11 protein-coding genes and 1 tRNA gene are annotated in these 14,578 nt (G+C 40.1%); 6 read left to right on the plus strand and 6 right to left on the minus strand.

The features are described from left to right. Window positions 1–3: 3 nt before the first annotated feature. Together ACZ45G_RS00405 and ACZ45G_RS00410 are read right to left on the minus strand one after the other, a co-directional pair. Window positions 4–711, minus strand: coding sequence for an OmpA family protein (locus ACZ45G_RS00405; RefSeq protein ID WP_464174622.1), 708 nt, complete (start codon window positions 709–711; stop codon window positions 4–6). Beyond that, window positions 708–2,771: a hypothetical protein gene (locus ACZ45G_RS00410; RefSeq protein ID WP_464174623.1), complete on the minus strand. Its 2,064-nt coding sequence runs from the start codon at window positions 2,769–2,771 to the stop codon at window positions 708–710. The genes ACZ45G_RS00405 and ACZ45G_RS00410 overlap by 4 nt, the downstream gene beginning before the upstream one ends. A gap of 386 nt (window positions 2,772–3,157) precedes the next feature. Here ACZ45G_RS00410 and hsdR point away from each other — a divergent pair, with 386 nt between their 5' ends. From hsdR to ACZ45G_RS00440, 6 genes are all read left to right on the plus strand, one after another. Further along, on the plus strand, window positions 3,158–6,538 hold the full coding sequence (gene hsdR / locus ACZ45G_RS00415; protein ID WP_464174624.1) for a type I restriction-modification system endonuclease: 3,381 nt from the start codon (window positions 3,158–3,160) through the stop codon (window positions 6,536–6,538). Window positions 6,539–6,567: 29 nt separating this feature from the next. Continuing rightward, complete coding sequence (locus ACZ45G_RS00420; protein WP_464174625.1) at window positions 6,568–8,001, plus strand: class I SAM-dependent DNA methyltransferase; 1,434 nt, start codon at window positions 6,568–6,570, stop codon at window positions 7,999–8,001. Continuing rightward, the gene (locus ACZ45G_RS00425; RefSeq protein WP_464174626.1) at window positions 7,998–9,467 is read left to right on the plus strand and encodes a restriction endonuclease subunit S; all 1,470 of its coding nucleotides are present in this window, start codon (window positions 7,998–8,000) and stop codon (window positions 9,465–9,467) included. The genes ACZ45G_RS00420 and ACZ45G_RS00425 overlap by 4 nt, the downstream gene beginning before the upstream one ends. Before the next feature lie 61 nt (window positions 9,468–9,528). Next, window positions 9,529–9,912, plus strand: a complete 384-nt coding sequence (locus tag ACZ45G_RS00430; RefSeq protein WP_464174627.1) for an ASCH domain-containing protein — start codon at window positions 9,529–9,531, stop codon at window positions 9,910–9,912. Between the two features lie 3 nt (window positions 9,913–9,915). After that, window positions 9,916–10,995 carry a hypothetical protein gene (locus ACZ45G_RS00435; protein WP_464174628.1) on the plus strand — a complete coding sequence of 360 codons (1,080 nt, stop codon included), beginning with the start codon at window positions 9,916–9,918 and terminating at the stop codon, window positions 10,993–10,995. Then, the gene (locus ACZ45G_RS00440; protein ID WP_464174629.1) at window positions 10,992–11,468 is read left to right on the plus strand and encodes a GNAT family N-acetyltransferase; all 477 of its coding nucleotides are present in this window, start codon (window positions 10,992–10,994) and stop codon (window positions 11,466–11,468) included. Before ACZ45G_RS00435 ends, ACZ45G_RS00440 begins: the two co-directional genes overlap by 4 nt. Before the next feature lie 183 nt (window positions 11,469–11,651). Here ACZ45G_RS00440 and ACZ45G_RS00445 read toward each other — a convergent pair. From ACZ45G_RS00445 to glnA, 4 genes are all read right to left on the minus strand, one after another. Continuing rightward, window positions 11,652–11,726: transfer RNA gene (locus tag ACZ45G_RS00445), tRNA-Glu, on the minus strand. 58 nt (window positions 11,727–11,784) lie between these two features. Continuing rightward, window positions 11,785–11,988 carry a PLDc N-terminal domain-containing protein gene (locus ACZ45G_RS00450; protein ID WP_464174630.1) on the minus strand — a complete coding sequence of 68 codons (204 nt, stop codon included), beginning with the start codon at window positions 11,986–11,988 and terminating at the stop codon, window positions 11,785–11,787. A gap of 12 nt (window positions 11,989–12,000) precedes the next feature. Then, window positions 12,001–12,891: a lytic murein transglycosylase gene (locus tag ACZ45G_RS00455; RefSeq protein ID WP_464174631.1), complete on the minus strand. Its 891-nt coding sequence runs from the start codon at window positions 12,889–12,891 to the stop codon at window positions 12,001–12,003. A 267-nt stretch (window positions 12,892–13,158) separates the two neighbouring features. Then, window positions 13,159–14,571 carry a type I glutamate--ammonia ligase gene (gene glnA, locus ACZ45G_RS00460; RefSeq protein WP_464174632.1) on the minus strand — a complete coding sequence of 471 codons (1,413 nt, stop codon included), beginning with the start codon at window positions 14,569–14,571 and terminating at the stop codon, window positions 13,159–13,161. Window positions 14,572–14,578: the final 7 nt, after the last annotated feature.

Consider the following 14,578-nt stretch of genomic DNA (forward strand, 5'->3'; position numbering starts at 1 on the left):
ATCTCAACGAATGATCTCTTTTAAAATTCTTTGAAATTCTTTTAACACATCTCTTTCTTTAAGCAGGATTGTAATCTCAACACGCCTTGCCTCAGCACAAGTGTCCTCTATGCATGTATTTGGGAAACGAGTTGCAGCGTATCCTGCCGTAATAGCTTTGTCATTGAATAATTTCAAATGCGGTTTCATGGCAGGTTCATTGGATAAAAAATGATGTACTTGACCTGCTCGACGTCTGGATAGATAAGGATTTGCGTTATTAAGGTCTTTTCTATCTGTATGCCCTGCAATCTCGATTACATTGATGAGCTTTAAAAAATCAGGGTATTTAGAAACAATTTCTATATATTTCGGCACAGCCCGTCGCAATATTTCTTCAGCTTCTTGACCAAGATCTGAATCTCCAAAGCCGAACCTAAGATTTTTATCGCTAATTATTAACGCACCTGTGTCAGGGTCAATATGTATATTTGAAATAGTTGCTAATTCTTTATCATTGCGGATTTCATTAATAACTTTTTGCCACTTTTCCAGCATTTCAGTAGGTTCAATCAATTTGTGACCGATTTCAAGAATGGTTACAACTGTGGTAAGGGCAAAAATCATTAACAAACCTGCCATAAGATCGCTGTATGATGCCCAGAAATTTTCAGGTTCGAATTTTTTGGTTGAACCCCAGGAGCTATTATGTTTTTTGACAGTGAGCATCATTTATTCCACATTCTTCCCAGTAAACCTTTTTTCACAGGTTGGGACAATGTTTCATTTGTTAAAGTGTTTTTGAGTTCATCAAATGTTTGTGCCATCTTTATATTGGCAATTTGACTTTCTTGCAGTGTGCTAAAGGAGGTTTCATTGAAAAATTTAGAAATTGAGTCAATCTTGTCATCAATGGCAATTATCGAGTTCAATAGTTTGCCGTCCCCATTGTCATTTTCAGGGACTCGATTGGTTTTAATAATATTTTTAATGTGTTCTAAATGCGTGCTTATTTCTTTAATATGTCCATTGTATTCGGAGTCTTCTTTGTTTTTTAAAGAATCTGATCCGTTTAGATTTTTATTCAACTGGTTAAGCTGGTTTATCATTGGCCCTTCAGGCCCCAATAGTTTGAAATTTGATTGTAAGCTGGGAATTACTTTAGCAAACAGATTATGAAGATCTGTTTTAATCGTCAGAAGCATTTGACTGGAATCTTTTAAAACATTGGCAGCTTTTGCCGCTTCATTTATATTCGGTGCAACCATATCTTTGGTGGTACTATTTAATTCTTTGATTATATCCTTTTGAGCACTGATCTCAGATCCAATTGTTTGGAATGTTTCATTGAGATCAGCTAAAAGAGCAGGGAGTTCTTCAATGATCTCTGAAGTTTCAAAAAGAGTTCCACTAAACCGTTCGGCAACTTCTGCTACCTTGCCATCAAATGATTCAAGTGCCTTTAAGAGATTTGTCCCAACACCTTCTTGAAGTTCCCCGATTGTTAATCTCATTAATTCAACAACACCTTCGGTATTATCAGTGATATTTTGCCAGGAGGCAGTGAGATCTTCTCTGGTCTTTGTTAAGACCTCAATTTGTTTTTCCATGGTATCTCTTAAAATTTCATGACCATCTTTCGCCTTTTCAGCAGATTCTCCAAGCAATGTTGCAGCGGTAACTACATGGTCTGCCGATGATTTCAACTGGCCGGAAATGCTTTCAAGGCTCTCCAAACTATCTCCAAGGATTTGACCTGCTCTGCTTGTTTTTTCTATTAATTCTGCCTGGCCTTTAAAATGTTTTTGTAAGCTCTCAGCAAAGTGTATCATTTGGTCTTTAATATCTGATTGAGCCTCTGTTGTTTCCTTTACAATAACTGATAGTTCTTTAAACACTTCTCTAAATTTAGTGTCAAAAAGTTCCACCAAGCCTTTTGACGTATCGGAATTGTTTTTTTGCAAATTTTCTAACAATAATGAAAAATCATATCTCAATGGGTTTAGTTCTGCGCCGATGGCTTCACCGATTTTGGGGCCTAACTTTGTTACAATATCTGTAGCAAGAGTCTGCATACTATGTTTAATATCTATTTGTGTTTCTAAATATTGGGCCGAGAATTTTTCGCTGGAATGGTATGGGAAACATTTGCATACACTCTCATCAAATGAAAGGAATGTATCTTCAAGCCGGGTTATTTGGACTTTATATACGAAAGAAAATAAAACGGAAAAAAGAATACCTAACAATGAGGATGAAAAAGCTAGAGATAGTCCAGCCATTAAGGATTTGACACCTTTGGCCATACCTGCAACATCCTCTGGGTTCACCTCGGCCAAACCCAGCACAAGACCAAGAAAAGTACCAAAAATACCAACGGAAACAAATATCCCTGGAAGCGCATTGGCAAGTCGTTGATTTCTTATTCTATCAAGAACAATTTCCGGAGTTAAAAAATCTTTTATTCGGATAGGAGAGGATGCCTTTTCATCATCACCGATACGAGAGTTAGACCAGGCCTCTTTATATTCTTGGGATCTGTCGTATCCCCACGGAATGGTTTTTTTAATTATTTCCAGAATAAAGAGTCGAATCTCGCCACTTGATTTTTTTTTGGGAGCATTCTTATTCATTCCGGTAATAACGGTGTTAAATTGTCCTGTTCTATTAAAAATAGGAAGTAGAACATGAAAACAAAATATAATAAAAATTAATACCTGTAATGATAAATATGAAAGACAAAAAGGATCACTCAGCACTTGTGATAACCATTTTGTTATAGAAATATTCATTTTGATAGCCCCAGGGTCTGATTCTAAAATATTAATTAAACAGGCCAATCCGAATAACGCTGTTTAAATCTGTAAATTGCAATATCAATATAAGTAGATATTGTAAAGGCACGAACGACTTAAAACCATATGTATTCATTATGAAAGAGTATGCGATTTGATTCACCGTTTGTAAGTAGGTTATGTGTTTGTATTAATCATTACAGCGGTAAGGCTTTGGTTATGGGTATTTTTCGAGGAGAAAACAGGGTTTGAGCAGGAATAACGGAAATTCATATAAATTTACTATATTTATTTGATTTTACAGTGATTAAGCGATATTGAGATGGTGGTACGGTATGTAAATAGTTAAAAAGACCGGGAATTATAGATCTGGACTAATAAAAATGGATACAACCGTAGAAAATAAAACACATAAGTCTCCAAACTTTTCATTTCTTTCTGAGCACAGCACTCTTCTTGCCCAATGCGCTGTACAGGCAGAACGATATGTTTTTGATGATCCTAATACATCATTGATCAAGCTACGTCAGTTCGGCGAATTACTAGCCCAGGAGGTAGCTGCAAGGACAGGTATTGATGTATTTCCAGAGGACAATGCCATAACCGTCTTAAGAAAGCTGGAAGATGGCAATATCCTTACACCCAAGGCTGCCCAGTTATTCCATAGTTTAAGAAAGACAGGCAATAAAGCAGTGCATCAACTTGTCGGTGACCAGGGTGAAGCCTTGTATCATCTGCGGATGGCAAGGCAGTTGGCTGTATGGTTCCATAAAGTCTTTGGAGCGAATCCTGACATTGCCAAAGGCCCATTTATTCCTCCTCCTGATCCGACCCAGGCAGATACTGACCTTAAAGACGAGCTTAGACAGCTGAGAAAACAGCTGGCAAAGGCTCAGGAGAAAGTGGATCTGGTAGAAGGTCAGGAGATGGAAATACAGAAAATGTATGACGATCTTGATGCTGCCTTTTCCCTTGCCCAGGAAACCGAAGAACAGCTTATAGCAGAGAAACAAAAGCATCAGGAATATATTGAGGAACTCAAAACCAAGGCGAAAGCAGAACCGAAAGCTATTCACTTTGCCCTTGCTAAAGCGGCTACTGCTGATGAGGAAATTGACCTGAATGAAGCCGACACCAGAAAAATCATTGATGCACAGCTCAGGGAAGCAGGCTGGGAAACAGATACCAAAAAGCTGACTTATAAAAAAGGTGTTCGTCCGGCAAAAGGTAAAAATATGGCCATATCAGAATGGCCGACTAAGAAAGGCCCTGCTGACTATGTCCTTTTTGTGGGACTCACTGCCATTGGTATAGTGGAAGCAAAACGAAAAAATAAAGATGTCTCTGGGTCAATAGAACAGTCCAAAAGATACAGCAAGGGCTTTACCGCAAAAGAAGGGTGGGAGCTTGCCGGTGGACCATGGGGCAAATATAATGTGCCGTTCCTGTTTGCAACCAATGGAAAACCGTTCTTAAGGCAGCTGAAAACAAAAAGTGGTATCTGGTTCCTTGATGGAAGACTGCCCACCAATCATCCCAGGCCTTTGGATTCCTGGTACACACCTGATGGACTCAAGGCACTTCTCAATATAGATGTTAAAGATGCGGCAGAAAAATTGGAAAAAGAGCCGATGGATTACCTGGGATTAAGGGAATATCAGGTAGAAGCCATCAAAGCTGCTGAAAAGGCAATTGCCGATGAAAAACAACAAATTCTTTTGGCTATGGCAACAGGGACCGGGAAAACCAGAACCTGTATTGGACTGTCATACAGACTCCTCAAGGCTAAACGATTCAGGCGTATTCTGTTTCTGGTGGATAGGACATCATTGGGTGAGCAGGCTGCCGGTGCTTTCAACGATGTAAAACTGGAAAACCTTCAATCCTTTTCTGACATATATGATGTAAAAGAATTAGGGGATATTACCCCTGAGATCGATACCCGACTACATATTGCAACCATCCAGGGAATGATGATGCGACTACTGTATCCTGGTAAAGACACCATACCACTGGCTGTTGACCAATACGATTGCATAATTGTGGATGAATGTCACAGAGGGTATGCATTGGACCGTGAAATGACAGAAGGTGAACTGTCTTTTAGAAGTGATAGGGATTACATATCAAAATATACACGGGTATTGGATCATTTTGATGCCGTAAAGATTGGTCTTACGGCAACCCCTGCATTACACACCACTGAAATTTTCGATGAACCTGTTTATACGTATTCGTATCGGCAAGCCGTCATTGAAGGATATCTGCGGGACCATGAACCTCCCATCCGTATTCTGACAAAGTTGGTGGATGAGGGCATGACCTGGAAAGTAAATGAAGACATAGCAGTATATCATGTCAATTCTGGGACGATGTCTTCCCATAAAACACCCGATGAAGTCACCATTGAGGTCGAAAAATATAATACCTATGTCATAACGGAAAACTTTAACAAAACAATCTGTGCTGAACTTGCCAAACATATAGATCCTGATTTGCCCGGGAAAACACTTGTATTCTGTGCAACAGACAGCCATGCAGATATGGTTGTCTCTATGCTCAAGGAAGCATTTGAAGACCAATATGGTGCAGTGGATGATGATGCCGTTGTTAAGATTACCGCTGCCGCAGATAAGCCCATGGATAAGATCAGACGGTATAAGCTGGAAAAGTTTCCTTCTGTAGCTGTAACCGTGGATCTTCTGACCACAGGCATTGATGTGCCAGAGATTGTAAATTTGGTTTTCATTAGAAGGGTTAAAAGCAGAATCCTATATGAGCAGATGATTGGCAGGGCCACACGGCTATGTGATGAAATAGGAAAAGACCTGTTTAGAATATATGACACCGTAGACCTCTATGCTGCATTGGAACCGTATTCCACAATGAAGCCGGTTGTTCCCAATCCTAAGATAACCATTGTCCAGATGGTGGAAGAGCTTGTCAAAGTTGAGGAAGAGGACCATAGAAAAGAAATTCGAGATCAGATAGCTGCAAAGATGCAGTACAAAAAACGACTGATCAAAGACAAGGCTTTAGATCAATTCAAGATGATGGCCGGGGGAACACCAGAACAGGTCATAGGCAAGCTTTTGAAAATGTCAGGGGATGAGGTCAAAGACTTTTTTGTTGCCCGCCCTGATCTGCCAAAGTTCCTGGATGACCTAAAAGCCGAAAAAGAAAAAGTCTTGATCATATCCGGCCATGAAGATGAAGTGATTGATGTATCCCATGGATATGGAGAATATGAAAAACCTGAGGATTACCTGGAATCCTTTGGTAAATATATCCGGGATAACATGAACAAAATCCCGGCATTAATTGTTGTAACCACCAAACCAAGAGACCTGACCAGAGCACAGCTAAAGCAACTCAAGTTACTCCTTGACCAGGCAGGCTATAATGAAACAATCCTGAGAACAGCTTGGAAAGATACCAATAATGTTGAGATCGCTGCATCAATAATTGGTTTCATACGACAATCAGTACTTGACTCTCCCCTGAAACCATATAAAGAGAGGGTGAAAAATGCCATGACAAAGATTCTTGCAAGCCAGCAATGGACTGTTCCCCAAAGGAAATGGCTTGAAAGAATTGGCAAGCAGCTGGAAAAAGAAACCATTGTGGATCGTTCTGCTCTTGATAGTGGACGGTTCAAGGATCAAGGTGGTTTCAACAGGCTGAATAAAATATTTGGTGGCAAAATGAATGAGATACTTGGCCAGATTTCAGATGAACTCTGGAAAGATGTAGCAACCGGTTAGAAATCGGGCAAATAAATTCAAGGAAAACAATGGCAACAACAACTGATATAGTACAAAAACTCTGGAGTTTCTGTGATATTCTTCGGGATGACGGCATCACCTATCACCAATATGTAACAGAACTGACGTATATTCTTTTTTTGAAGATGGCAAAGGAGACTGAAACTGAAAACCAGTTGCCAGATGGGTACCGTTGGGATGACTTGATAAAAGAAGAAGGGGTAGATCAGTTAACTTTTTACCGCCTCATGTTGGTAGAATTGGGAAGCAAAAGCAGTGGGCGGGTACAATCTATATATGCCAATGCCACCACGGCATTGAGACACCCTAGAAACCTGAATAAACTGATCCAGAATATTGATGAATTGGATTGGTACAGTGCCAGGCAGGAAGGCCTCGGGGATATGTATGAAGGGCTTCTGCAAAAGAATGCAAATGAGAAAAAAAGCGGCGCCGGACAATACTTTACCCCCAGGCCATTGATAGAATCCATAGTCGAATTGGTAAAGCCCCAGGCTGGTGAAATCATCCAAGATCCTGCCGCTGGAACTGGTGGATTTCTTCTGATGGCAGACAGGTATATCAAGGAAAGAACTGATGATCTGTTTGACCTGTCAGAACAAGCCCAAAATTTTCAGATTAATCAGGCGCTATGCGGGATGGAACTTGTCCAGGATGCCCATCGTTTGGCCCTGATGAATATGATGCTTCATGATATTGCAGGGCCTTTGCAATTAGGTAATACCCTTGGATCAGCTGGTGCGGCTCTGCCAAAAGTTGATGTCATTATGACAAATCCCCCGTTTGGAACTAAAAAGGGTGGGGGAGCACCGACAAGAGAGTTCACATTCCCTACCAGCAACAAACAGCTGGCTTTCTTGCAGCATATATACCGTGGACTAAAGCCTGGTGGACGATCTGCTGTGGTTCTTCCAGACAACGTATTGTTTGAAGATAATGTTGGGCAAAAAGTCCGAGAAGACCTGATGAACAAATGTAATTTACACACTATTCTTAGGCTTCCAACGGGTATCTTCTATGCTCAGGGTGTTAAAACAAATGTCCTATTTTTTTCCAGAGGAACGACTGAAAAAGATAACACCAAAGAGGTCTGGGTCTATGACCTGAGGACTAATATGCCATCTTTTGGTAAGCGGACACCTTTTACCAGAAAAAATCTTAAGAAATTTGAACAGGCCTTTGGTGATGATCCTATGGGCATGAGTAAACGGAAGGATCAGGGAGAAGAAGGGAGATTCAGGGCTTTTGACAGAGAAACAATAAAAGTCCGTGGTGATAATCTTGATATTTCCTGGCTGCAGGACGAAAGTTCTGGAAATGGAGAAAAGCTGCCGGAACCTGAAATTATTGCTGCTGAGATTATGGAGCAGCTAAGGTTAGCTACGGAAGAAATGGAAGATTTGATGGTCCAATTAAATAATGGGGAGACAACTCTTCCATGAAGGATAATGAAAAATTTCTTCCCCATAATTGGATAATTGTTAATATAGAAGAAATTGCAGTGACTTCCAGTGGGGGAACTCCTAAGCGTTCTGATAGTTCATATTATGGTGGTAATATCCCATGGGTGAAATCAGGAGAGTTACGAGATGGTGAAGTAAATGACATATCTGAATCAATTACCGAGGATGGCCTAAAAAACTCAAGTGCGAAAATATTCCCTGAAGGAACTCTTTGTATTGCAATGTATGGAGCTACAGTCGGTAAAGTAGGTATATTGACCTGTGATGCAGCAACGAATCAGGCGGTTTGTGCTCTCTTTCTTTCTAAATATATTGATACTAAATATATATTCTATTTACTAAAAAATATCAGAAAAGATCTGATAGCTACAAGCAAAGGTGGAGCGCAACCAAATATAAGCCAGTTTATAATAAAAAAGACTCAAATACCTTTAGCCCCTTTTAATGAACAAAAGGATATAGCAAAAAAGATAGAAATTCTTCAGGCCAAAAGCAAAAAAGCAAAAAAGGCATTGGAAACAGCCAAGCCCCTTCTGGATAAACTGAGACAATCCATACTGGCATCTGCTTTCCGAGGGGACCTGACCGCTGATTGGCGTAAAAATAATCCTGATGTTGAGCCTGCTTCTATCCTGCTTGAACGTATTCGGATAGAGCGCCGGAAAAAATGGGAAGAGAATGAACTGGCCAAAATGAGGGCCAAAGGCAAGGAACCGAAAGACGATAAGTGGAAATCCAAATATAAAGAACCTGAACTTGTTGATAATGTAACCTTGTCAGAATTACCCGCTGGCTGGTGTTGGGCATCTCTTGGGCGAATATTTGAGGTATGTGTGGGTGCAACACCCCGAAGAAAAGAACTGTCATACTGGAATGGTAATGTCCCCTGGGTTAGTAGTGGAGAAGTCGCATTTTGTAGAATTAATAATACTATAGAAAATATTACCAAACTTGGGCTTGAGAATACATCAACACGCATTCATCCTCCAGGGACAATATTGATAGGAATGATCGGAGAAGGGAAAACTCGTGGGCAAGTAGCTATTCTCGATATAGAAGCCTGTAATAATCAAAATAGTGCAGCAATAAGGGTTTCTGAGACACAGATCCTTCCTGAATATGTATATAGATATCTTGAAGAACAATACGTAAAAACAAGAACATTGGGATCGGGAAATAATCAACCTGCGCTTAATAAAACACGTGTTCAAAATATGATGATCCCAATAGCACCTATTGATGAACAAAATAAAATTGTTGTTGCTGTCGAAAAACAGATTAAAGCAGTAGGAAAACTTTCAAGGCATACAGCAGAAATAATTCAGGATATCAGTATTCTCGATAGTGAAATCCTCAGAAAAGCTTTCGAAGGAGAACTTGTGACACAGGATTCATCAGATGAGGCTGCATCCGTTTTGCTCGAACGAATTAGAACAGAAATTTAAGTTATGAATCCAAAGAAAAAATAAAAGATAAACCAATTATTATTGTAGAGGCCTTTTTCCGATGAATGTTTTAATTTCTATTAAGCCTAAATACGTGAAGGAGATCATATCAGGTGAAAAGAAGTATGAATACAGGAAAAAAATTTTCAAAAAAGATGTAGATAATATCTACATTTATTCATCTGCTCCTGAAAAAAAGATCATAGGCTATTTCGAATATAATGGATTTGAGAAGGGTATCCCACATGAAATATGGGAATCCACAAAAAGATCTGCGGGCATTACCGAAGATGAATTTAAGAAATATTTCAATAATAAGCTAATAGCATACGCTATAGAAATTCAAAATCTGGTCATTTACGAAAAACCCAAAGATCCATATTTCATATATGGTGATTTCCGGGCACCACAATCATTTATGTATATTCCAAAAGGTTGGGTATAAGTCATGAAAACAATCGCACTATGGTATGATCAGGCAAATGGAGTTAACGGAAAAAATGTGAAATTAGAGTTACATATCAATTTTTGGAAGTTGTATAATACTCGCAAAAGAAAGCAAGAGTACCTACTTGATATGGGGTTTATGGTTCATGATGTTCGTCAAGTCGCATTGCTAAATTTGCATTTCCCATTTGAAATAGACGAAAATAACATTGAAGATATCGGGGCTAAATTGCATGAAGACCATAGATTAGTAAGTTCTGTCTTTAATGAAGACTATACGATTCAAGGTGGAAATACAGATAAACCAAAACAGTTTAATGTATTCAATGCGAATTCTGAAAAACAGTTTAATATTTATGCAATTGATTTTGAAAAGACAGCCGGAGATTGCTATATAACAAAAAAATATGATGGTTCGATATTTTCGCTCAATATTGGCTCTATAACTCCCGATAGTGATTGTTGTAAATACTATTTCCGATTACGCCTTAGGGATGATAGTTTTTCATCTGTTTTTACAAGGAAATTAGCTCCTAAGAATAAATTTTTTAATAGTGCTTTCACAGCCACTGAAATTATTGATTTTAGGATAAATGAAAAAAGAAGTTACAATCGTAGCCTACTTGAATATATCAATAGTAAAAAAGAATTTAAGATTAAAAAAATTCATTTTTTATTAATGCGGAATTCTCGTGAAGATTTTGAATCTAACCACCTCAAAACTAGTTGTCGTCTAATAGAATCTGATCTATGGAGAAAATACGTCGATAAAGAACATGTGTTGGAAGATATTATAGCATATCATTGGTCAAAAAAAACAAATGGAGATGATGTCATAGATTCTTTCAACACTTTAGCGAAAATAAAATATCATAAATCAAATGTGGGAACGCTCTTCAAATATCTGATTGCTCTTGCTTTATTATCAATCTGTTTTAATTTGGCTTCATCACGTTTAGATAGTTGGTTGGTTTCATCTTCCGAAAAGGAGTCGGTACTCGAAATAGAGGCTTCAGTGCAGAAAAATGTTGATATTAGTAAGTCAAAAATGATAACATCTAAACAAAAGGAGACAAAATGAATATTTCAAATATAAAAATATCCAATTTACTTGGGTCTCCAGCTCATTTTGATTTCTATTTTGATTCTATCTATCATACAATATTCCAACTCAAAGAAGATTATCCTGATTTCTATAAATGGTATTATGATCAGGTTAGAGACGGGATTCTCAATGGAAATAGGGAAATCATTTTCACTATTGCAAAAGATTACATTGCTGGAGTTGCAATCCTCAAAAAAGAACAAAATGAAAAAAAGATATGCACTTTAAGAGTATTTGATAATTTTCAGCATAATGGGATTGGTAAAAAACTTGTTTTAGGATCCTTTGATTATCTCCATACTTATAAACCATTGATCACAGTTTCTTCTCATCGAGAATATCAATTCCGAAGATTGTTCAATTATTTTGGTTTTAAAAAAGGCTCAGAGTTATCAAATTATTATTCGTTTGGCAAAAAAGAGATTACCTTTAACGGAACTCTTGAATAAAATTTCGTATTACACTTCTGTTTAAATCAAATATAGATATTGAGTTATATTTTCTTTATCTTAAATCAAAACAAAGAATCCAACAAACCCCTATTGTGCAAAGCAAATATTTCGAGAGGACTGGAGGCGGACCGGAAAAACAAAAAAGGCTTTCAGACAATCTCTGAAAACCCTTGGTTTACTTGGTGATCCCACGGGGAATCGAACCCCGGTTTCCGGCGTGAGAGGCCAGCGTCCTAACCGCTAGACGATGGGACCATCAGTAAAGGCCATTATTTATACTGGATGAGAAAAAAAGTCAATTGAAATTCCATGATTAAATTGGTTTTTTGTGACCTTTTCTAAAACCAAAAATAAGGTAGATCAACCAGCCAATGAGGGGAATAAGGGCGACAAAGTGCCAGAGAACCTTTGCCTTGGCTGATCCAAAGTCCTTTTTGATGATATCAATCAGGGCCAGCATTGTCAGGCCCAATGACAGGGCGGCTATTAGAAGAATATATAAAGCAAGCTTATCCATGAAATATAGTGTTTATCCTTCTTTTAATTTGTCTGAGACTTTTAACAGGGTGTCGACATAATAGTTGCTGTGATTATATCGGAACAAAACTTCGTGTTGACGTTGACGGGGAATGCCGGGTTTCCAGCCATGGTGTTTGAGGTAATTGGCCACCGAAGAGATGGCATCGGAATGGTTGAACAAGTCCACACGGCCGTCGTTGTCGCCGTCCTTTGCCAGTGTCAGGGCATTGGAGGGCATGAATTGGGAGATGCCCATGGCCCCGGCATAGGAACCTTTGATCGATTCCGGGACAACGCCTTCTCTATCCGTATATTTTATCAGGGCTTTAAGCTCTTGATAGCCCCATTGGGATCGTTTTTTTACTTTTTTTTCAAATTTTTCCCGTGGGGGCTTTTTCTTATTCGGGATAGAGTTCCAGATACGTTCTTTCAAGTCATCATCGGTGAGGGCCGCCATGGTGGACAGGGTGTTGATGACAGTTCGTTTGCCAAGATACCCGCCCAGTTGGGTCTCCACCAAGAGAATGGCGGTGATGACGGTTTTGTCCACACCATAGGTTTTTTCGGCCAGATCCAGGCTTTCCTTGTGGGTTTCCATATATTCACGGGCTTTTGCAATGGGTTTTGGGGCAAGAAACTGGTCATAGTTAAGGCTTGATTCAGAATGAATAAAAAATGAAGAGACGCCAGATGGTGTAAAAAATACCTGTTTACTGGCAAAGAGGGTATTGATTTTTTCAGGATCGAAGCCGTCCTGAATCAATCGCTGGGACAATTTATCAAATTCATTTCCTTTCTTGGATTCTTGTGCAAGGGCAGGAGAAAAACTCAAGGAAAAGCAAAACAGTAAAATGAAGAAAGTTTTTGATATCCGTTTAAATGACAATGGTAAAAGTTCCATGGTGATGATGTCCACTCCCTTGTTGTTTTTCGACCGAGTAATAGAATCGATTTATGGCCGGCACCTGTTTGTTTTTTCCTTATAGCTTATTTTTTTTCCGATTGCATTAAAAAAATAAATCCGGGGCATGGCCAAAGAGAACAGGTGGCCAGGATGGGGGCAGCATACTTTGGAACGCCTGGGTGTTGGGGTGAAAATTATCAAAAAAGTCAGGCCCGATGGGGGCTTCCATCGGGCCTGACGGGTAATAAGAGTATCTAAAAGCGTTTAGATATCATAGTAGAGATAAAATTCATGGGGATGGGGACGGCTGATGACTGGTTTAACTTCGTTTTCCATTTTATAGTCAATCCAGTAATCAATGACATCCTTGGTAAAGACATCTCCCTTGAGCAGGAATTCATGGTCTTCTTTCAGAGCCGCCAGGGCTTCTTCCAGAGTTCCGGGTGCAGATTCTAATTCTGCCAGTTCTTCGGGCGGCAGGTCATAGATGTTCTTATCCATGGGATCGCCGGGATCCATTTTGTTCTGGATACCATCGATCATGGCCATGGCAATGGCGGCAAAGGCCATGTATCCATTGGCGGAAGGATCCGGTGTTCTGAACTCGATCCGTTTGGCATTGGGGGACCCGGAATACATGGGCAATCTTATGGCCGCACTTCTGTTCCGGCTGGAATATGCCAGGTTGATGGGGGCTTCAAATCCGGGTACCAGCCGTTTGTAGGAGTTGGTGGTGGGGTTGGTGATGGCGCAAAGAGCCTTGCAGTGCTTCATGATGCCACCGATGGCATGGAGGGCCATCTCGGACATGCCAGCATATTTGTTGCCGGCAAACAAGGGTGTGCCGTCCTTCCAGAAACTCATGTGGATGTGCATGCCGCTGCCGTTGTCGCCATAGAGGGGTTTGGGCATGAAGGTGACAGTATGGTCATATTTGGTAGCCACATTTTTCAGGACATATTTAAACCAGGCAAGGCTGTCGCCCATGTTTGAAAGGGAATCAAACCGAAGATCGATTTCAGACTGGCCGGCAGCGCCAACTTCGTGGTGCTGGCATTCCATGGCAATGCCCAGGTCTTCCAGGGTAAGCATCATTTCGGTTCTCATGTCCTGGTATTTGTCATTGGGGGGCAGGGGGAAATATCCGCCTTTGGGGCGGATTTTGTGTCCCAGGTTGGGCATTTCATCCCTTCCGGAGTTCCAATGGGCTTCATCGGAGTCAATCTCAAAGAAGGCGGCATTGGGTTCCGAGGAATACCGGATATTGGAGAAGATAAAAAACTCAGGTTCTGGTCCCACGTAGATGGTGTCGCCAATGCCCGTGCTTTTCAGGTAGTTTTCCACTTTTTTGGCAATACCTCGGGGATCCCGGCTGTAGGCTTCCCTTGTAATGGGATCATGGATGTCTCCGATGAGGACCAGGGTGGGAACTTCGAAAAACGGGTCGATTTTTGCCGTGGCAGGATCGGGGATAACGATCATGTCGGAGTTGTCAATTGCCTGCCAGGCCCGCATGCTGGATCCGTCAAAGCCGAATCCGTCTTCAAATGCACCTTCACCAAGCTCTCCTATGGGCACTGAAAAATGCTGCCATGTGCCGATAAAGTCCATGTAGCGGATGTCAACTATTCTTACTTCGTTTTCCTTTGCCAGTTCAATAACGTCTTTGGGTGTCATTTTTTTT

Source organism: Desulfoconvexum algidum (assembly GCF_055382125.1).

Bases quoted from the DNA above. Each gene is read 5' to 3' on its own strand.
- ACZ45G_RS00430 (WP_464174627.1), top strand. From the start codon at position 9,529: ATGAATGTTTTAATTTCTATTAAGCCTAAATACGTGAAGGAGATCATA.
- ACZ45G_RS00425 (WP_464174626.1), top strand. From the start codon at position 7,998: ATGAAGGATAATGAAAAATTTCTTCCCCATAATTGGATAATTGTTAAT.
- ACZ45G_RS00440 (WP_464174629.1), top strand. From the start codon at position 10,992: ATGAATATTTCAAATATAAAAATATCCAATTTACTTGGGTCTCCAGCT.
- ACZ45G_RS00410 (WP_464174623.1), bottom strand. From the start codon at position 2,771: ATGAATATTTCTATAACAAAATGGTTATCACAAGTGCTGAGTGATCCT.
- ACZ45G_RS00435 (WP_464174628.1), top strand. From the start codon at position 9,916: ATGAAAACAATCGCACTATGGTATGATCAGGCAAATGGAGTTAACGGA.
- ACZ45G_RS00405 (WP_464174622.1), bottom strand. From the start codon at position 711: ATGATGCTCACTGTCAAAAAACATAATAGCTCCTGGGGTTCAACCAAA.
- ACZ45G_RS00450 (WP_464174630.1), bottom strand. From the start codon at position 11,988: ATGGATAAGCTTGCTTTATATATTCTTCTAATAGCCGCCCTGTCATTG.
- ACZ45G_RS00455 (WP_464174631.1), bottom strand. From the start codon at position 12,891: ATGGAACTTTTACCATTGTCATTTAAACGGATATCAAAAACTTTCTTC.
- glnA (WP_464174632.1), bottom strand. From the start codon at position 14,571: ATGACACCCAAAGACGTTATTGAACTGGCAAAGGAAAACGAAGTAAGA.
- hsdR (WP_464174624.1), top strand. From the start codon at position 3,158: ATGGATACAACCGTAGAAAATAAAACACATAAGTCTCCAAACTTTTCA.
- ACZ45G_RS00420 (WP_464174625.1), top strand. From the start codon at position 6,568: ATGGCAACAACAACTGATATAGTACAAAAACTCTGGAGTTTCTGTGAT.